14 protein-coding genes are annotated in these 18360 nt (G+C 64.4%); 5 read left to right on the top strand and 9 right to left on the bottom strand.

Features of this window, described 5'->3' with window-relative positions; translation table 11 throughout:
• The first annotated feature begins 50 nt into the window (after positions 1-50).
• The 5 genes from IVB40_RS25830 to IVB40_RS25810 all read left to right on the top strand — a co-directional run bounded on the left by IVB40_RS25830 (position 51) and on the right by IVB40_RS25810 (position 8273).
• The gene (locus IVB40_RS25830) at positions 51-3146 is read left to right on the top strand and encodes a MexW/MexI family multidrug efflux RND transporter permease subunit (protein WP_247289093.1); all 3096 of its coding nucleotides are present in this window, start codon (positions 51-53) and stop codon (positions 3144-3146) included.
• 140 nt (positions 3147-3286) lie between these two features.
• On the top strand, positions 3287-5884 hold the full coding sequence (locus IVB40_RS25825) for a cache domain-containing protein (protein ID WP_247816700.1): 2598 nt from the start codon (positions 3287-3289) through the stop codon (positions 5882-5884).
• Positions 5881-6270, top strand: coding sequence for a response regulator (locus tag IVB40_RS25820; RefSeq protein WP_247360009.1), 390 nt, complete (start codon positions 5881-5883; stop codon positions 6268-6270). The genes IVB40_RS25825 and IVB40_RS25820 overlap by 4 nt, the downstream gene beginning before the upstream one ends.
• Positions 6267-7517, top strand: a complete 1251-nt coding sequence (locus IVB40_RS25815; RefSeq protein ID WP_247360008.1) for an adenylate/guanylate cyclase domain-containing protein — start codon at positions 6267-6269, stop codon at positions 7515-7517. The genes IVB40_RS25820 and IVB40_RS25815 overlap by 4 nt, the downstream gene beginning before the upstream one ends.
• A gap of 9 nt (positions 7518-7526) precedes the next feature.
• Complete coding sequence (locus IVB40_RS25810; protein WP_247360007.1) at positions 7527-8273, top strand: hypothetical protein; 747 nt, start codon at positions 7527-7529, stop codon at positions 8271-8273.
• Here IVB40_RS25810 and IVB40_RS25805 read toward each other — a convergent pair.
• From IVB40_RS25805 to IVB40_RS25765, 9 genes are all read right to left on the bottom strand, one after another.
• The gene (locus IVB40_RS25805) at positions 8270-9157 is read right to left on the bottom strand and encodes an ABC transporter permease (RefSeq protein ID WP_247360006.1); all 888 of its coding nucleotides are present in this window, start codon (positions 9155-9157) and stop codon (positions 8270-8272) included. The genes IVB40_RS25810 and IVB40_RS25805 overlap by 4 nt on opposite strands.
• Positions 9158-9161: 4 nt before the next feature.
• A complete protein-coding gene (locus tag IVB40_RS25800) occupies positions 9162-10103 on the bottom strand; it encodes an ABC transporter permease (RefSeq protein WP_247360005.1) in 942 nt (313 codons plus the stop codon).
• Positions 10104-10134: 31 nt separating this feature from the next.
• Positions 10135-11658, bottom strand: coding sequence for an ABC transporter substrate-binding protein (locus IVB40_RS25795; RefSeq protein WP_247360004.1), 1524 nt, complete (start codon positions 11656-11658; stop codon positions 10135-10137).
• Between the two features lie 23 nt (positions 11659-11681).
• Positions 11682-12782 carry a dipeptide ABC transporter ATP-binding protein gene (locus tag IVB40_RS25790; RefSeq protein WP_247360003.1) on the bottom strand — a complete coding sequence of 367 codons (1101 nt, stop codon included), beginning with the start codon at positions 12780-12782 and terminating at the stop codon, positions 11682-11684.
• The gene (locus IVB40_RS25785; RefSeq protein ID WP_247467159.1) at positions 12782-13771 is read right to left on the bottom strand and encodes an ABC transporter ATP-binding protein; all 990 of its coding nucleotides are present in this window, start codon (positions 13769-13771) and stop codon (positions 12782-12784) included. The genes IVB40_RS25790 and IVB40_RS25785 overlap by 1 nt, the downstream gene beginning before the upstream one ends.
• On the bottom strand, positions 13768-14478 hold the full coding sequence (locus tag IVB40_RS25780; RefSeq protein ID WP_247360001.1) for a DUF1028 domain-containing protein: 711 nt from the start codon (positions 14476-14478) through the stop codon (positions 13768-13770). Before IVB40_RS25780 ends, IVB40_RS25785 begins: the two co-directional genes overlap by 4 nt.
• Before the next feature lie 9 nt (positions 14479-14487).
• Positions 14488-16293 (bottom strand): gamma-glutamyltransferase family protein, encoded by a 1806-nt coding sequence (locus IVB40_RS25775; protein WP_247360000.1) that lies wholly within the window; start codon positions 16291-16293, stop codon positions 14488-14490.
• An 81-nt stretch (positions 16294-16374) separates the two neighbouring features.
• Positions 16375-17364: an oligopeptide/dipeptide ABC transporter ATP-binding protein gene (locus IVB40_RS25770; protein ID WP_027568893.1), complete on the bottom strand. Its 990-nt coding sequence runs from the start codon at positions 17362-17364 to the stop codon at positions 16375-16377.
• Positions 17361-18347 carry an ABC transporter ATP-binding protein gene (locus IVB40_RS25765; protein ID WP_027568894.1) on the bottom strand — a complete coding sequence of 329 codons (987 nt, stop codon included), beginning with the start codon at positions 18345-18347 and terminating at the stop codon, positions 17361-17363. The genes IVB40_RS25770 and IVB40_RS25765 overlap by 4 nt, the downstream gene beginning before the upstream one ends.
• Between the last annotated feature and the right edge of the window lie 13 nt (positions 18348-18360).

The following is an 18360-nucleotide window of genomic DNA, read 5'->3' as shown; positions in this document are numbered from 1 at the left end:
GCACGGCCGGGTCATGCGCATTGCAAGTCAAAGAAATCGAGATCGCCGCGATGCGCTTTACTGATATCTTCATCAAACGCCCGGTCCTGTCGGTCGTCGTCAGCCTGCTGATCCTGCTGATCGGCCTGCGCGCGGCGACGACGCTGCCGATCCGGCAATATCCGAAGCTGTCGAACACGGTCATCAACATCACGACCGTCTATCCGGGCGCATCCGCGGACCTGATCCAGGGCTTCATCACCACTCCGATCGAGCAGGCGGTCGCTTCCGCCGAAGGCGTCGACTACATTACCTCGTCCTCGGTGCTCGGCACCTCGACGATCCAGGTCTACATCAAGCTGAACTTCGATCCGAACCAGGCGCTGACCGAGGTTCTGGCCAAGACGAACTCGGTCAAATACCTGATCCCGAAGGAATCCAACGACCCGATTGTCACCAAGACCACGGGCCAGACCACGGCCGTGATGTATCTCGGATTCTCGTCCGAAGAGCTGTCGGGCTCGGCCATCTCGGACTATCTGACGCGCGTTGTGCAACCGGTGCTGTCGACCGTCGACGGCGTCGCCTCCGCCGACATTCTCGGCGGCCAGACCTTTGCGATGCGGCTGTGGCTTGATCCCCTGAAGATGGCCGGCCGCAACGTGTCGCCTGCGGATGTCGCGACCGCGATCACCGCCAACAACTTCCAGTCTGCGGCGGGGCAGACCAAGGGCTATCTCATCGTCTCGAACGTATCGACGAATACGGGCCTAACCGACGTCAACCAGTTCAAGAAGATGATCGTCAAGGCGAAGGACGGCGGCTTCGTGCGGATGGAGGACATCGCCACCGTCGAACTTGCGGCCCAAAGCACGGACGCGAGCGTCGCCTTCAACGGCGAGCACGCAATCTTCATCGGTGTGCAGGCAACGCCGCAGGGCAACCCGCTGACGCTGGTCAAGGGCGTGCGGGCGCTGTTCCCCGAGCTGGAGCGCAATCTGCCGCCGTCGATGAAGATGAAGGTCGCCTACGATTCGACCAAGTTCATCCAATCCTCGATCGACGAGGTCGAGAAGACACTGGGTGAAGCCGTGATCATCGTGATCGTGGTGATCTTCCTGTTCCTGGCGTCGTTCCGTTCGGTCATCATTCCCGTCGTCACCATCCCGCTGTCGATGATCGGCGTCTGCACGCTGATGCTGGCGCTGGGCTTCAGCTTCAACCTGTTGACCCTGCTCGCGATGGTGCTCGCGATCGGCCTCGTGGTCGACGACGCCATCGTCGTGGTGGAAAACATCCATCGGCATCTGGAGGAAGGGAAAACGCCGGTCCAGGCGTCGCTGGAAGGCGCGCGTGAAATCGTGGGTCCCGTCGTCTCGATGACCATCACGCTCGCGGCCGTGTACGCGCCGATCGGTTTCCTCGGCGGCCTGACCGGCTCGCTGTTCCGTGAATTCGCCTTCACGCTTGCGGGCTCGGTGATCGTGTCCGGCGTGATCGCGCTGACGCTGTCGCCGATGATGTGCTCGGTGCTGCTGAAGAACACTGAAGAGGGGCGCTTCGCCAAGCTCGTCAACAAGGTGTTTGGCGCGCTGACGCGGTGGTACGGGCGCAGGCTCGACCGCTCACTCGACTACAAGGCCATCACCGGCCTGTTTGCGGTGACCATCCTCGGGCTCGTCGGCTTCCTCTACATGCACACGTCGAAGGAGCTGGCGCCTGAGGAGGACCAGGGCATCGTGTTCGCGGTGACCAAGGCGCCGAAATACGCCAACATCGACTACGTCGACTTTTACGGCGAGAAGCTCGACAAGGAATTCCAGAAATTCCCCGAGACCGATCTGCGCTTCGTGCTGAACGGCATCAACGGCCCGCAGGGCGGTATCGCCGGCATGCTGCTGAAGCCATGGGAGGAGCGCAAGCGCTCGTCGATCCAGCTGAAATCGCTGGTGCAGGCCGAGCTTTCCAAGATCGAGGGCGTGCAGGCGTTCGCGTTCAACCTGCCGCCGCTGCCGGGCGGTCCGGGCGGCCTGCCGGTCCAGATGGTGATCAACTCCACCGCCAGTTTCCAGACTGTCTATGAGCAGATGGAGAAGCTGAAGGCTGCCGCCCGAAAGAGCGGAATGTTCATCGTCTCCGACAGCGATCTTGCCTACAACCAGCCGAACGTGAAGGTGACGATCAACCGCACCAAGGCGCAGGATCTCGGCATCAGCATGCAGAACCTCGGCAGCACGCTCGCGGTGCTGCTCGGCGGCAACTACATTAACCGCTTCAACCTCGAGGGCCGTTCCTATCAGGTCATCCCGCAGGTGCCGCGCGGCCAGCGGCTCTCGCCGGAATCGCTCGCCGGCTACTACGTGACGACCAACACCGGGCAGCAGCTTCCGCTGTCGACGGTGGTCTCGATCGAGACCAAGACCGAGCCGAATTCGCTGACCCATTACAATCAGCTCAATTCGGCGACCTTCTCGGCAGTGCCGATGCCCGGCGTGACCGTCGGTGCGGCGGTCGACTTCCTCGAGAGCGAGGCCAAAAACCTGCCGCAAGGCTTCAGCCATGATTATCTTGCTGACAGCAGGCAATATGTCCAGGAAGGCAACCAGCTCGCGATCACCTTCGGCTTCGCGCTGATCATCATCTTCCTGGTGCTGGCGGCGCAGTTCGAGAGCTTGCGCGATCCGCTGGTCATCATGATCTCGGTGCCGATGGCGATCGTTGGTGCGCTGATCCCGCTGTTCTTCGGCGTGGCGACCATGAACATCTACACCCAGGTCGGCCTGCTGACCTTGGTGGGCCTGATCACCAAGCACGGCATCCTGATGGTGGAGTTCGCCAACGAGCTCCAGATCAACGAGCGGCTCGATCGCCGCTCCGCCATCGAAATGTCGGCCCGTATTCGTCTGCGGCCGATCCTGATGACCACGGCCGCGATGGTGACGGGCCTGATCCCGCTGCTGACCGCGACCGGCGCTGGTGCGGCCAGCCGCTTCTCGATCGGTCTGGTGGTCGTGGCCGGCATGTCGATCGGCACGTTGTTCACGCTGTTTGTGCTGCCGGCGGTCTACGTGGTGCTGGCGACCGACCATCGCGCGGCGGCCGATTCCGAGCGGAACAAGCAGGTCAACGACCTCGACCTCAACGCCAAGGCGCTGCGGCCGACCTGAGGCCACGGATAAAGCGAACACGAGGGCGGCAGCGGCCAATCCGCTGCCGGCCTTTTCTATTTGCCTCGGGGGCTGGCTGCCATCAGGCTTTCCTGCGCTCGCGAGAGACAAGGTCCGGTCTTCTTGCTAGGTTCGGCGGGATGAGCCTTTCCCTCCATCCCGACACCCCGCAAGCACGAACGCTGCCGAGCGCAACGCCGGATGGCGTCGCGTCCGGTACGACGCCGGGGCAGGGAATCAGGACGCGGCTGTTCACCAAATATGTCGCGTTGTTCGTGGCCGTCGTCGCGATCGCGCTGCTGGCCAACGGGCTGTTCGAGGTCCTCTTCTATTATCGCGAGCACAAGGCCGCGCTGATCCGGGTTCAGCATGAACAGGCCGAGGCGGCCGCGGCCAAGATCGGTCAGTTCGTCAAGGAGATCGAGAGCCAGCTCGGCTGGACCACGCAGCTGCCCTGGTCGGCCGGCTCGATCGAGCAGCGCCGGTTCGATGCGCTGCGGCTGCTGCGTCAGGTGCCCGCGATCACCGAACTCGCCCAGGTCGATGCGACCGGCAAGGAACGGCTGCGGGTCTCGCGGCTTGCCATGGACGCGATCGACAGCGGGATCGACCTGTCGGCGGATCCGAAGTTTACCGAGGCGGTCGCTCACAAGATCTTTTACGGTCCGATCTATTTCCGCAGGGAGTCCGAGCCGTACATGACCCTGGCGCAGGCCGGGGCGCGCAAGGATGCCGGCGTCAGCATCGCAGAGGTCAATCTCAAGCTGATCTGGGACGTCGTGTCCCAGATCAAGGTCGGCGAGCACGGACATGCCTACGTGGTCGGTCCGGAGGGACGCCTGATTGCGCACCCCGATATCAGCCTGGTCCTGCGCAACACCGACATGTCCAGGCTCGCGCAGGTGAAGGCCGCGCAAGCCGGCGGCGGCACCATGCCGGACGCGCTACAGGAGGCGACCAACATCCAGGGGCAGAAGGTTCTGACGGCGTCCGCCCCGATTCCACCGCTCGGCTGGACCATGTTCGTGGAATTGCCGGTAGAGGAAGCCTACGCCTCCCTCTACGCCTCGCTGCAGCGGCTCGCGATCGTGCTGCTTGCCGCGTCGATCTTCGCGGTGCTTGCGGGGGTTTTCCTGGCGCGCCGCATGGTCGGTCCGATCCAGGCGTTGCGCAGCGGCGCCGAGCGGATCGGCGGCGGCGATTTCTCGCAACGCATCTCGATCAGAACCGGTGACGAGCTCGAGGGTCTCGCGGACCAGTTCAACCAGATGGGCGAGCGCCTGCAGGAATCCTATGCGGACCTTGAGAAAAAGATCGAGGTGAGAACGGCTGAGTTGACCGAGTCGCTCGAGCAACAGACGGCTACGTCGGAAGTGTTGCAGGTCATCAGTTCGTCTCCTGGCGAACTCACACCAGTGTTCCACAAGATGCTCGAGAATGCCACACGCGTCTGTGGTGCGAGTTTCGGCGTAATGAATCTGTGGGATGGTGAGAGTTTCACGATTGCTGCGGACTACAATGTGCCACCTGCGTTCGCGGCCTCGCGAAAAGATATCGCGATCCGTCCTCATCCGGACAGCGCGCTTGCTGCGGTTGTCAGGACACGTCAAGTTGTCCACGTTGACGATGTGCAGCAAACTCCGGCCTATCTCGCCGGAGGTCCGACCATTCGTGGAATCTCCGACGTCGCCGGCGCCCGGACGATCGTCATCGTGCCCATGATGAGGGAAAGCGAGCTGATCGGAACCGTTGCGGTTTATCGCAAGGAGGTCCGGCCTTTCACCGACAAGCAAATCGCGTTGGTTGAGAACTTCACGAAACAAGCCGTCATCGCGATCGAGAACACGCGACTTCTGAACGAGTTGCGCAAGCGTACGACGGAGCTGTCGCAATCCCTCGACGATCTTCGCAGCGCGCAGGACCGCCTGGTCCAGACCGAGAAGTTGGCGTCGCTCGGCCAGCTCACGGCGGGGATCGCGCACGAGATCAAGAACCCGCTCAATTTCGTCAACAATTTCTCGGCGGTGTCGACCGAGCTGATCGACGAGCTCAACGAGGCCCTGCAAGCGGCCCCGCTCGACGGCAAGACTAAGGAGGAGGTCGAAGAGCTGACCGGGATGCTCAGGAGCAACCTCGAAAAGGTGGTGCAGCACGGCAAGCGCGCCGACTCCATCGTCAGGAACATGCTCTTGCATTCGCGCGAAGGCTCGGGCGAGCACCGTCCGGCCGACATCAATGCCATCGTCGAGGAAAGCCTCAACCTCGCCTATCATGGCGCGCGCGCCGAGAAGCCCGGCTTCAACGTCACGATCGAGCGCGGCTTCGACCCCGCCGCAGGCATGGTCGATATCTATCCGCAGGAGATTACGCGAGTCTTCCTCAATCTGATCTCGAACGGCTTCTACGCCGCGGCCAAGCGCAAGGAGAGCGCGGCAGATGCCTTCGAGCCCACCCTGCGCGCGGCCACAAAAACTCTCGGCGACAGGGTCGAAATCCGCATTCACGACAACGGCACCGGCATCCCGTCCGAGGTGAAGGAGAAGATGTTCAATCCCTTCTTCACCACCAAGCCGGCCGGCGAGGGCACCGGGCTCGGCCTTTCCATGAGCCATGACATCGTGGTGAAACAGCACGGCGGCACGATCAACGTGAACACCGCACCCGGCGTATTCACCGAATTCATCATCACCCTGCCGCGCATGATGGCGGCGGGCGGCACTTCCGGAGGCAAGTCTTGAACGTTTACATCCTGGTCGTCGATGACGAGCCTGACGTCGAGGCGCTGTTCCGGCAACAGTTTCGGCGCGATTTGCGCGCCGGCCGCTTCCAGATGGAATTCGCGTCGTCGGCACCCGATGCGCTGAAACTGGCCGCCGAGGTTCGCGATCCCTCGTTGATCCTGATTTTGTCCGACATCAACATGCCCGGCATGAGCGGGCTCGACATGCTACCGAAAGTACGCGCCGCGCATCCGGATGTTCCCGTCATCATGATCACCGCCTATGGCGACGCCGAGACGCGCCGGAAGGCGATCGAGCGCGGTGCAGTCGGGCTTCTCACCAAGCCGATCGATTTCGCGCTTCTGCGGCAGGAAATCGACACGAGGCTCGGGCAAGCCGCATGACCGCGACCATCCTTTTCGTCGACGACGAGCCGGATCTCGAGGCGTTGGTCCTGCAAAAATTCCGCCGGCAGATTCGCGATGGGTCTGTGACCATCATGTTTGCGCGCGACGGCCTCGAGGCGCTGCAGTCGCTCGAGCAAAACCCGCATGTGGATATGGTGGTCTCCGACATCAACATGCCCCGGATGGATGGGTTGTCGCTTCTGGCGAAGCTCCAGGAAGCCGAAGACAAGAAGTCCACCATCATCGTGTCGGCCTATGGCGACATGAGCAATATCCGCACTGCGATGAACCGCGGTGCGTTCGACTTCCTGACCAAACCGATCGACTTCGCCGACCTGGAGATGACCATCCAGAAGACCATTCGCCACATCGAAATGCTGCGTGAGGTGCGAGGTCGCCAGGCGGAAGCAGAGCGCGCCCATGCCGCGCTCTCGCGTCATTTCTCGCCCGAACTCGCCAAGCGTCTGGCGGCCAGCGGTGAGAGCGAGGGAATCGAAGTGCAGTGGCGCGATGTCGCGACCATCTTCACGGATATTACCGGCTTCACCTCGCTGGTCGAGAGTGCGCCGCCGGAGACGCTGGGCGCGCTTCTCAACGAGTATGTCGGCGGCATGACCGAGATCGTCTTCGCGCACGAGGGGACTGTCGCCAAGATCATCGGCGATGCGATCCAGGTGCTCTTCAACGCACCCGGCGATCAGCCCGATTACGCGACGCGCGCTGTCGCCTGCGCCCACGATCTCGACGCCTGGGCGGAGGATTTTTCCGCGCGCTGGAAGGTGAGAGGCGTGAATTTCGGCACCACCCGCATCGGCATTCACGCCGGGCCGGCTCTGGTCGGAAATTTCGGCGGCAACCGGTTTTTCGACTACACCGCGTATGGCGACTCCATCAACATCGCGGCGCGACTGGAAGCCGCGAACAAGCATCTGGGCACGCGGATTTGCGTCAGTGGCAGCATTGCCGAGGCGGCTGAGAATTTTCGGGGTCGTCCCGTCGGGGAGCTGATGCTGCGTGGACGCAGCGAGCCGTTGCGCGCTTTCGAGCCACTGACGCCAGCCCAATTCGCTGCGCCGGAAACGGCGCTGTACTCCGAGGCGTTTGCCAAGATGGAGGCCGGCGATGCCGCCGCGATGCCGGCCTTCGCCGCGCTGGTCGGCATGCATGCCGGCGATTCCCTGGCCGGCTTTCACCTGAAGCGCCTGCTTAACGGCGACAAGGGCATTCGCATGCAACTGGAATAGGAGTCCGACATGATTGGTGAATTCTCCGCCGGCAACTACCGTTTCATTCCGTCAGTATTCCAATATTCGGCCGGTGCGGCCGCGGACGATGGCTACGAGATCGAGCGCGTCCGCTTCGACCGGCTGGTGCCGCTCGCGGAAGGGTTTGCGCTTGCCGCGAAGTATATTCGGGAGGCGGGGCGGCCGCTGACGGCGTTCTGCGCCTGCGAACTGCGCTCGCCCGCGGCCTTCAGCGAGGAAGGCTTTCGCGCGTTCAACCTGCACTATGTAAAGACGCTGTCCGAATGGGGCATCTTCGACGGCAGCACCAATCCGGTGGCGCGCAGCAATGTCTGTCCCGAGGTCGATCCGCCGGCCGAGCCGTCGTTCTATGCGTTCTCCTTCACGCGGCCGACTAGCTCGAAGACGCCGAGCTTCGTGATATCAGGCGGCGCCGAGGCGCGCGAGGGCGGTGGGACCTATGTCGAGCGCACCGTGCGCTACCGCGACCTCAGCCCGGAGGGCCTTCGCGAGAAGGTGCGCTTCACGACGACGTCCCAGATGGAGAACAGGATGACGGCCTTCGGCTTCGGCTGGAAGGACACGACCGGCGTGCAGGCCTATTCCGTGCACGATTTCCACCACGCGCTGGTCGACGAGCTCGTCCGCCGCGGGGCGTTGCGGTCCGGCCTGACTTGGCACTATGCCCGGCCGCCGGTGGTCGATCTCGAATACGAGATGGATTGCCGCCGCGTGATGCGCGAGACCGTGATCTAGCGCTGGCGCGGATCGAGCGCGTCGCGCAGGCCGTCGCCGAGCAGGTTCAGCGACAGCACCACGAGGAAGATCGCTAGCCCCGGCCAGATCGCCATCCAGGGCGCCTGGGTCAGGAAGCGCTGCGCTGCGTTGAGCATGCTGCCCCAGGATGGCGCCGGCGGCTGCTGGCCGAGACCCAGGAAGGACAGCGCGGCTTCGGCGATGATGGCAGCCGCAATCGACAGCGTCGCCTGCACCAGCAGCGCCGGCAGGATGTTCGGCAGGATGTGCGAGAACGCGATCCGCCACGGCGGATTGCCGAGTGCGCGCGCCGCCTCGACATAGTCCTCAGCCTTGACGTTCAACACCTGGCCGCGGGTCAGGCGGATGAAGATCGGGGTTGCCGAGATGCCGATCGCGATCATGGCGTTGCCGAGGCTCGGACCGAGGAATGCGGCGAGCGCGATCGCCAGGATCAGGAATGGGCAGGCCAGCATCGCGTCGGTCATCCGGCTGATCAGCGCATCGACGAAGCCGCCGCGATAGCCGGCGAGCAGGCCAAGCGGAACGCCGACGCCCAGCGCGATCGCGACCGAGATGAGGCCCGCGAGCAGCGACGCGCGGGCGCCGTAGACGACGCGGCTCAGGATGTCGCGACCGAGCTCGTCGGTGCCGAACCAGTGCGCCGCAGTGGGCGGCTTGCGGACCAGGCTCCAGCTCGTCGCGATGGGATCGTAGGGCACGACGAACGGCGCGAGCAGCGCGATCCCAACGAACAACGTGATCATCACAAGTCCGAACACTGCGGCCTTGCGTTTGAACAAGCGGCGCCGGGCGCGACGCGCCGGGCTGTCCAGCTCGTCAGCCTGCGCGATGGGAGCGGCGGGCAGGGCGGCATCGGTCATGAGTCTAGCCCCGCAGCCGCGGATTGACGAGGATGTAGGCGACATCGGCAACCAGGTTCAGCGCGATGTAGACCGTCGCCGTCACCAGCACGACGCCCTGTACGACGGCGTAGTCGCGGTTGAACACGGCATCCACGATCAGTTTGCCGAAGCCGGGAATGGAGAAGATCTGCTCGGTCAGAACTGCCCCCGACAACAGCGTGCCGAGCTCGAGCGCGCCGAGCGTGATGATCGGCGTGAGTGCGTTACGCATGGCGTGCTTGAGGATGACCGAGCGCTCTGACAATCCCTTGGCGCGCGCGGTGCGGACGTAGTCGCTTTCCAGCACCTGGAGCATGGCGCTCCGGGTGTGCCGCATCAGGACTGCGGAAATCGCGTTGCCGAGCACGAAGGCCGGCATGATGGTGGCGGCGAGGCTCGCACGCCAGTTCTCGGTCAGCGGCACGTAGCCGGACGCCGGCAGCCAGCCGAGTTCGATCGAGAACAGGAAGATGAGCATGATGCCGAGCCAGAAATTTGGCGTCGAGATGCCCCACAGCGCGAACAAATTGGCGCAATAGTCCCAAACGGTGCCCTTCTTCACGGCGGAGACAATGCCGGCGGGAATTCCGATCAGGAGAGCGATCAACATCGCCATCGAGCCGAGCTGGAGCGTCACCGGCAGCTTCTGCGCGATCAGCTCGCGCACCGGCATCTTGTTGCGTAGCGACTCTCCGAAATTGCCGATCAGGACTCCCTTGAGCCAGTAGACGTACTGCACGGGAATCGGCTGATCGAGCCGGTATTGCTGGCGAATCTGCTCGATCACGGCGGGATCGCGCTCCTCGCCTGCCATCACCAGCGCCGGATCACCCGGCAACAATTGCTGGAGCGAGAAGATCAGTACCGACACGAAGAACAGTGTCGGAACGATCTGCACAATGCGGCGGGCGAGGAAGTTCAGCATAGTCGCACGCCTGTTCCGGACGATGTCGCCGTCACTTAAACTTAAGCCCGACCACGCGCACGAGGCCATCTGGCATCTGCTTATAGCCCTGGAGCTTGGTCGTATGCGCGATCAGGAGCGTGCGGTGATAGATGTATATGATCGGCAGGTCGTCGAGCAGGATCTTGTTCAGCTTGGCGTAGATCGCCTTGCGCTCCTCGACGTTGGACGTCGCCCTTCCTTCTTCCAGCAGCTTATCGGCCTCCGGATTCGAATAGACGCCATCGTTCTGCGGTGCCTTGCTGCGCATGAAGATGTAGGAGTTGCCGTCTGGGTCGATGCGGCCGCTCCAGTTGATCTGGAAGATCTGGAACTCGCCGGCCTGGGCCTGCTTGAAGGTGGTCGCGAATTCGACCGCGCGGATCTTGATGTCGAAGCCCGCTTCCGCGGCCATCGACTGGATCACCTGGGCAACCGCTTCGTTCTCCGCGCCTTTGGGAATCATGTAATCGACGGTCACCGGCGAAGTGATTCCGGCTTCCTTCAGAAGCGCCTTGGCCTTCGCGATGTCGCGGCCACGAACCGGAAATGCCTTCTGGTAGTAGGGATGGGTAGGGCTGACCCATTGATTGCCCGGGGTGAATTCGCCGTTGAACACGACCTGGTTGAGAGCCTCGCGATCGATCGACAGATCGAGCGCCTGCCGGACTTTCGCCGATTGGCTCAGCGGCCCCTTGCTCTTGTCGTTGCCGATATTGACCGTGAGGCCGAGATAGCCGAGTTCCGGTGCCGTCGACAGCACGAGCCGCGAATCGGCGCGGACGTCCTTGATGTCGGTCGCGAGCACGCGCTCGATCAGATCGAGTCCGCCGGACTTCAGGTTGGCAAGGCGCACCGTGGCATCGACGATTGGCAGGAATACCACCCGGTCGATATGGATGTTGTCCTTGTTCCAGTAGTCGGCGAATCTCTCGAACACCATGCGGTCCTGCTGCACGCGCTCGACGAATTTGTAGGGACCGGCGCAGACCGGATGCAGGCCGAACTTGTCGCCGGCTTCCTTGGCGGCCTTCGGCGACACCATCATGCCGGAGCGGTCGGTCAGCTGGGCGATCAACGGGGAGTAAGGCGTCTTGAGCACCAGCTTGATGGTCAGGGGATCGACGACCTCGACATGGTCGACGCTGGCGAGCTCGGACTTCCGGAACGAGGTCGGCAACGTCATGTGACGCTCGATCGAGAACTTTGCCGCTTCCGCGTCGAGCGGTTCGCCATCGTGGAATTTCACGTTAGGCCGCAGCTTGATGATCATCTCCTTGCCGTCGGCCGACGTCTCATGGGACAGCGCGAGCTGCGGCACGATGTTGAGCTTCTCGTCGATGTCGAACAGCTTGTCGCAGAAGGCGGAGAACACGATGCGGCCGACATAGGTGCGGCCGATGCTGGGATCGAGGATGTCAGGATCCTCGGCGATGCCGATGCGAAGCGTGGTCTGGGCTTGGGCCTGGGTTTGGGCCGCGCTCACGAGCGACGTCAGCAATGCCGACGCCAGGAGTGCCAAACGCATAGGACTCATCGCTCTCAACCTCTGTTTTGCGGCTATGCCGGGTTCGTCACCAATGAACTAACCCCGCTGCCGCGGACTGCTTCCGGGCCGCCGCTGAAGGCGGCGACCAATTTTTCGAGAACCGGGGAGAAGCCGCCGTCCGTTGGGACTATCGCCTCGGACGACGGCAACTCCGACGTACGGTGGCATGCCGTTGCATGTCCGATGCCATCCGGCACGAGCTGAGGCATTTCGCTGCGGCAACGGTCGACCACGTAGGGGCAGCGGGTGTGGAAGCGGCATCCCGGCGGCGGATTGAGCGCGCTGGGGATCTCTCCCTGCAGCACAATCCGGCTGCGCTTTGCCCGCGGTTTAGGCACCGGGATCGCGGATAGCAGGGCCCGGCTATAGGGATGGCGGGGTGCGGCAAACAGCGCGTCCGCCGCCGCCGTCTCGACGATCTGGCCGAGATTCATCACCGCCACGTGGTCGGCGATGTGCTTGACCACCGCGAGGTCGTGCGAGACGAAAATGTAGGCCAGCCCAAGCCGGTCCTGGAGCTCGCGCAGCAGATTGAGGATCTGCGAGCGGATCGAGACGTCGAGCGCCGAGACCGGCTCATCGCAGATGATCAGTTTCGGCTCGACCGCGAGCGCGCGGGCGATGGCGATGCGCTGGCGCTGGCCGCCGGAAAACTCGTGCGGGTAACGCCGCGCCAGCCGCGGCTCCAGTCCGACCAGCCGCAAGATCTCCTCGACGCGTTCGCGCCGCCGGGCGGGCGGCACCAGGTTGTGCAGCGCCAGCGGCTCGGTCAGGATCTGGCCGACGGTCATGCGCGGATTGAGCGAGGCGTAGGGATCCTGGAAGATGATCTGCGCCTCGCGGCGAAAGGCGCGCAGCGCGCCGGCGTCGAGCGAGAGCAGATCGCGGCCTTCGAACCGGATCGTGCCTGCATCCGGCTCGATCAGCCGCAGCACCAGGCGGCTGACGGTGGATTTGCCGCAGCCGGATTCGCCGACCAGCGCCAGCGTCCTACCGGCATCGAGCGAGAAGGAAACGCCATCGACGGCTTTGACATGCGCCAGCGCGCGGCCGAACAGCGAACGCTCGGCGACGAAATGCTTGACCAGGCCATCGACCTCGAGCAGCGCCATCACGACACCAGACGTTCGAGCGGCGCGCGGATGCAGCGCGAGAGGTGGCCGGGACTGACCTCGACGAGCGGCGGCGGCGCCTTGGTGCAGGCAGCCAGCACGAAGGGGCAGCGCGCGGCGAAGCGACAGCCGGCGGGCGGCTGCGCCATGTTCGGAACCATGCCTTCGATCGTGGCAAGCTGTTCGGCGCGATGGTCGAGCCGCGGGATCGAGCCGAGCAGGCCGACGGTGTAGGGATGTTGCGGCGCCGAGAACAGCTCGTCCACCGCCGCGCGCTCGACGATCTCGCCGGCATACATCACCGCGACCTCGTCGCAGACTTCCGCGACGACGCCGAGATCATGGGTGATCAGGATAATGGCGGCGCCGCTCGCCGCCTTCAACTCGCGCATCAGCTCCAGGATCTGCGCCTGCAGGGTGACATCGAGGGCGGTGGTCGGCTCGTCCGCGATCAGCAGCCGCGGGTCGCAGGCAAGCGCCATCGCGATCATGACGCGCTGGCGCATCCCGCCCGAGAGCTTGTGCGGATATTCGTCGATCCGCCGCTCGGGCGAGGGGATGTGGACGCGACGCAACAGATCGATCGCCCGCTCGCGCGCACTCCTCCGCGAACCGCCGCGGTGGCGCAAAATCGTCTCGACGATCTGGTCGCCGATCGTGAAGCTCGGATTGAGCGAGGTCATCGGCTCCTGAAAGATCATCGCGAGCCGGTTGCCGCGAAGGTCGCGCAGCGTCTGGTCCGACGTCTTAAGGAGGTCGAAACCGTCGAAGCGGATCGCGCCGGAGATCTCCGCGCTCTGCTTCGGCAGCAGGCCCATGATCGCCAGCGACGTCACGCTCTTGCCGCAGCCGGATTCGCCGACGAGGCCCAGCGTCGCGCCATTGGCGACGCTGAGATCGACGCCGTCGACCGCATGGGTAACGCGGCCGTCGTCGCCGTGAAAACGAATGCGCAGATCGCTGATCTCGATGAGGGGGCTCGGGTTCATGAGCGTTTTGCGCGCGCTGCGGCAATGCTGGCGTCGATGACGCTGCGATCGGTGTTGCCGGCCGGGTTCTGCCGCGTCGGCATGGAGGCGCGGAAGTGGACCCAGAGCTCGTGGCTGACCCGTTCGAGCCGCTCGAGCTCACCGAGCGGATCGGGATGATCGTCGGCGCGCAGGTCCAATGCCGGCCATTCCTCCTCGCCGTGGATCAGGAGCGCGGCGGACTGCTTGCCGCGCTTGTCGCCGCCAGCGGCTTCACCCGCGCGCATCGCGGCGAGCAGGCGGCGCGGAAACGGCAGGCTGTCATTGGCGATATAGGTTTTTGCGGTCTCGTCGAGCACATCGGCGCCCGCGAGCATGTTGCCGGCGATCGAGAAGCCGCTGCCCGCGATGTGCCCGCACCAATCGACGCAGTTGCGCCCGGTATGCGCGGCAATCGCGCCACTGGCGTCCATGATGTGGATCTGGCGGCTTTCGCGGCCGTCGTCGGTCGCGAGCACGGCGGCCAGCGCGTCGTGCGCGTTGAGACCCTGACGCAGCAGCTTGACGCCGTCGATCCCGTAATAAGGATTGACGAAGGCCTGCGTCGCGATGGCGCCAAGGCCCGCAGCGATGTAAGGCACTCGCGCGCCGACGGCGAAGAAGCGCGTGGCAACGGCGATGCCAAACTGGCCGGTAGCAGAATCGCGCGCGATGATCGACCAGGTCATGTGCTGCCTTTAGCGCCCTGCGGCGTAGCCCTGCATGCCGCGTGGATTGGCGGCGGCGCGGCGACGCGGACCGACGCGCGAGGCCGCGGTGAGACGGCCTTCCGACCAGTCCGGTCCGACCTCGACGATATGTCCGCGTTCGCGAAGATTTTCGATCGTCGCCTTCGGCACGCGGTTCTCGACCACGAGCACGCCGGGGCGCGCGGTGCGGGGCCAGAACGAGATCGGGAAATGCTCGGAGTGCCAGGCCGGGGCGTCGATCGCTTCCTGGAGATTGAGGTTGCAATGGACGTGCCGCAGGAAGAACTGCGTGATCCACTGATCCTGCTGGTCGCCGCCGGGCGAGCCCCAGGCGAGATAAGGCTCGCCGTCGCGCAATGCCATGGTGGGGGACAGCGTGGTGCGCGGCCGCTTGCCGGGCGCGAGCGAACTCGGTTGGTTCTCCTCCAGATCGAACATCTGCGCGCGGCTGCCGAGGCAGAAGCCGAGCTCGGGAATGATCGGCGATGATTGCAGCCAGCCGCCGGACGGCGTCGACGACACCATGTTGCCGGCCTTGTCGATGATGTCGAAATGCACGGTGTCGCCGCGCACCTCGCCGAAGCGGCCCACCGTCGGTTCACCGGCGCCGAGCGCGCCGACAGCCTCGCGCTGGCCCTCGGCGCGGCGCAGCTTGACCACGCCGCCAAAGCCCTCGATCGCACCGGGCCGGAGATCGAGCGAGGCGTTGTCGGTGACGAGCTTGCGGCGCTCGTTGTTGTAGGCATCCGACAGCAGCGTTCCGATCGGGATCTCGCTGAACTCGGGATCGCCGTAGAATTTCTCGCGGTCGGCGAAGGCGAGCTTGGCGCATTCGATCTGGAGATGGATGAATTCCGGCCCGGTCGGGTCCAGCCCATCGAGCGCAAAGCCCTTCAGCAGCGCGAGCTGCTGCAGCGTCACCGGACCCTGGCTCCAGACCCCGGCCTTGCAGACAGTGTAGCGGCCATAATCGTAGGTGAGCGGGGCCTCGACCTTCGGCTGCCAGCGCGCCATGTCATCGGCGGTCAGCACACCGCGATGTGGCGAGCCGCTGACGTCCATCACGTCCTGCGTCCGGCAGAATTTGTCGATGGCTTCCGCGACGAAACCCTGCGACCACGCCTTGCGTGCGCGCTCGATCTCGGCGTCGCGGCCGCCGCCGCCACTTTCGGCTTCGCTCAGGATTCGCGCATAGGTCGCCGCAAGTGTCTTGTTGGTGAAGAGCGTGCCGGGCTTTGGCACTTCGCCGTTCGGGAGATAGACGGCGGCTGACGTCGGCCAGTGCTTGCGGAATAATTGCTCGACAGTCTGGATCGTGGCGCAGGCGCGCTCGACCAGCGGATAGCCGTCGCGCGCATAGGAGATCGCGGGCTCCAGCACGTCGCGCACGCGCATCGTGCCGTAGTCACGCAGCAGCATCATCCAGGATTCGAAGGTGCCGGGGACGCAGGCTGCGAGCAGGCCGGTGCCGGGCACCATGTCGAGGCCTTCGCTCTTGTAATGCGCGATGGTGGCGCGAGCCGGTGCCGGACCCTGACCGCAGATCACCTCGGTGCGGCCGCGCTTCACGTCGTGCACGATGATCGGAACGTCGCCGCCGGGGCCGTTCAGATGCGGCTCGACCACCTGGAGCGTGAAAGCGGTGGCGACGCCGGCGTCGAACGCGTTGCCGCCCTTTTCCAGGATGGCCATGCCGATGGCGGTCGCGATCCAGTGCGTGGTCGCGACGACCCCGAAGGTGCCTTCGATCTCGGGGCGTGTCGTGAAGGGATCGGGATTGACGATGCTGGCCATGGACTACCTCATTTGCGGCGCGCGCAATTGATCACAGGGCCAGGCCGCCGCCAAATGCGCAGGCTGCATGGCACGCGCGCGTCACGCCGGCACCGGCGCGGTGTTGACCGCATGGCAGGCGACGCCGTCGACCAATTCAGGTGCTTTCTTGCGGCAGAGATCGAACGCCAGCGGGCAGCGCGGATTGAAGGCGCACCCGGGCGGCGGATTGATCGGGTTCGGGATCTCGCCCTTCACGGGAATGCGCTGGCGGCCGCTCATGGCGAGATCGGGCACGGCGCCGAGCAGCATCTTGGTGTAGGGCATGCGAGGACGAGCAAACAGCTCACGTCCTTCCGCGATCTCGACGATGCGGCCGAGATACATCACGCCGACGCGGCTCGCCATGTGGCGAACGACGGCGAGGTTGTGGCTGATGAACATGTAGGTCAGGCCGAACTTGTCCTGGAGGTCGCGCATCAGGTTCAGGATCTGCGCTTGCACGGAGACGTCAAGCGCGGAGGTTGGCTCGTCGCAGACAATGAACTCCGCGTCGGAGGCGAGCGCGCGAGCGATCGCGATTCGCTGGCGCTGGCCGCCCGAGAATTCGTGCGGAAATTTCAACCTGTCGTCGGGATGCAGGCCGACAAGGCTGAGCAACTCGCCGACCCGGGCCTGGATGTCGCGCTCGCCCTCGATCAGGTCGAACGCGCGGATCGGCTCGGAGATGATGGCGTCGACCCGGAAGCGTGGGTTCAGGCTCGCATAGGGATCCTGAAAGATCATCTGGATGCGGCGGCGCAGTTTCCGCCGCGCCTGGGCCTGCCGCGGATCGGTCATCGAGATGCCGTCGATCAAGACGTTGCCGGAGCTTGGCGGCAGCAAGCCGACGACCATCCGCGCCACCGTGGTCTTGCCCGAGCCGGATTCGCCGACCAGTGCAAAGGTCTCGCCCTTCCTGATGTCGAAGGTGACGCCATCGACGGCCTTGAGATATTCGAGCTGCCCGCCTTCAAGCATACGGTTGAGCCAGGGTTTCGAGACGTCGAAGACGCGGCGCAGATTCGTGGCCTGGACGAAGGGAGTGCTCATGCCGCGCTCTCCGCCGGCACGCTGTCATAGAGATGGCAGGCGACCGATTGCGCGCCCCGTGGCAGCGGCTCCGGCCGCTCGACACGGCAGCGATCGAACGCCAACGCGCAGCGCGGGTTGAACGAGCACCCGCGCGGAATCGCCGACAATCGCGGCATCGAGCCGGGAATTTGCACCAGGCGCTTGTCGTCGCCCGCGAGCGTCGGGATCGCGCCCATCAAGCCCTTGGCGTAAGGATGCAGCGCGTTCTGCACGACATCCTGCACCGGACCGATCTCGGCAACGCGGCCGGCATACATCACCGCGACCCGGTCGGAGGTCTCGGCGATCACGCCCATGTCGTGGGTCACCAGCATCACCGCAGTGCCGTGGTCGCGGCCGAGACGCTTGATGAGCGAGATGATTTGCGCCTGCACGGAAACGTCGAGCGCGGTGGTCGGCTCGTCGGCGATGATCAGCTCCGGTTCGGCGCAGATCGCGAGCGCAATCACCACGCGCTGGCGCATGCCGCCGGAGAATTCATGCGGATAACCGTCGATGCGCTTTTCCGGAGCCGGGATCCCGACTTCGGCGAGCAGGTCGATGGCGCGGCGACGGGCGGCGGTCTCGGACAGGTTCAGATGCGTTCTGATCGTCTCGATGAGCTGGTCGCCGATCTTGTACAGCGGATTGAGCGAGGTGAGGGGGTCCTGGAAGATCATGCCGATACGTTTTCCACGCACGCGGCGCATCTCTTCCGGCGGCAGATTGTCGATGCGCAGGCCGGAGAGGCGGATCTCGCCGCCCGAGATGCGGCCCGGGGAATCGATCAGGCCAATGACCGCGAGTCCGGTGACCGATTTACCGGCGCCGGATTCGCCGACAACGCCGAGCACCTCGCCTTTGGCGATGTCGAAGGAGACATTATCGATCGCGCGCAGCGTGCCCCGGCGGGAGGCGAACTCGACCTGAAGATTACGAACGGAGAGAACGGGCTCGGTCATGAACGCTGCATAC

The organism is Bradyrhizobium sp. 40, assembly GCF_023100925.1.
Taxonomy (GTDB): Bacteria; Pseudomonadota; Alphaproteobacteria; order Rhizobiales; family Xanthobacteraceae; genus Bradyrhizobium.
The sequence above is the reverse complement of the archived record's forward strand: the minus strand, read 5'-3'. Positions and strand labels throughout refer to the sequence as shown.

Excerpts from the sequence above, each read along its gene's own strand:
- IVB40_RS25775 (WP_247360000.1), bottom strand. The coding sequence starts at position 16,293 with ATGGCCAGCATCGTCAATCCCGATCCCTTCACGACACGCCCCGAGATC.
- IVB40_RS25795 (WP_247360004.1), bottom strand. The coding sequence starts at position 11,658 with ATGAGTCCTATGCGTTTGGCACTCCTGGCGTCGGCATTGCTGACGTCG.
- IVB40_RS25800 (WP_247360005.1), bottom strand. The coding sequence starts at position 10,103 with ATGCTGAACTTCCTCGCCCGCCGCATTGTGCAGATCGTTCCGACACTG.
- IVB40_RS25825 (WP_247816700.1), top strand. The coding sequence starts at position 3,287 with ATGAGCCTTTCCCTCCATCCCGACACCCCGCAAGCACGAACGCTGCCG.
- IVB40_RS25830 (WP_247289093.1), top strand. The coding sequence starts at position 51 with ATGCGCTTTACTGATATCTTCATCAAACGCCCGGTCCTGTCGGTCGTC.
- IVB40_RS25785 (WP_247467159.1), bottom strand. The coding sequence starts at position 13,771 with ATGAACCCGAGCCCCCTCATCGAGATCAGCGATCTGCGCATTCGTTTT.
- IVB40_RS25765 (WP_027568894.1), bottom strand. The coding sequence starts at position 18,347 with ATGACCGAGCCCGTTCTCTCCGTTCGTAATCTTCAGGTCGAGTTCGCC.
- IVB40_RS25805 (WP_247360006.1), bottom strand. The coding sequence starts at position 9,157 with ATGACCGATGCCGCCCTGCCCGCCGCTCCCATCGCGCAGGCTGACGAG.
- IVB40_RS25810 (WP_247360007.1), top strand. The coding sequence starts at position 7,527 with ATGATTGGTGAATTCTCCGCCGGCAACTACCGTTTCATTCCGTCAGTA.
- IVB40_RS25770 (WP_027568893.1), bottom strand. The coding sequence starts at position 17,364 with ATGAGCACTCCCTTCGTCCAGGCCACGAATCTGCGCCGCGTCTTCGAC.
- IVB40_RS25780 (WP_247360001.1), bottom strand. The coding sequence starts at position 14,478 with ATGACCTGGTCGATCATCGCGCGCGATTCTGCTACCGGCCAGTTTGGC.
- IVB40_RS25790 (WP_247360003.1), bottom strand. The coding sequence starts at position 12,782 with ATGGCGCTGCTCGAGGTCGATGGCCTGGTCAAGCATTTCGTCGCCGAG.
- IVB40_RS25815 (WP_247360008.1), top strand. The coding sequence starts at position 6,267 with ATGACCGCGACCATCCTTTTCGTCGACGACGAGCCGGATCTCGAGGCG.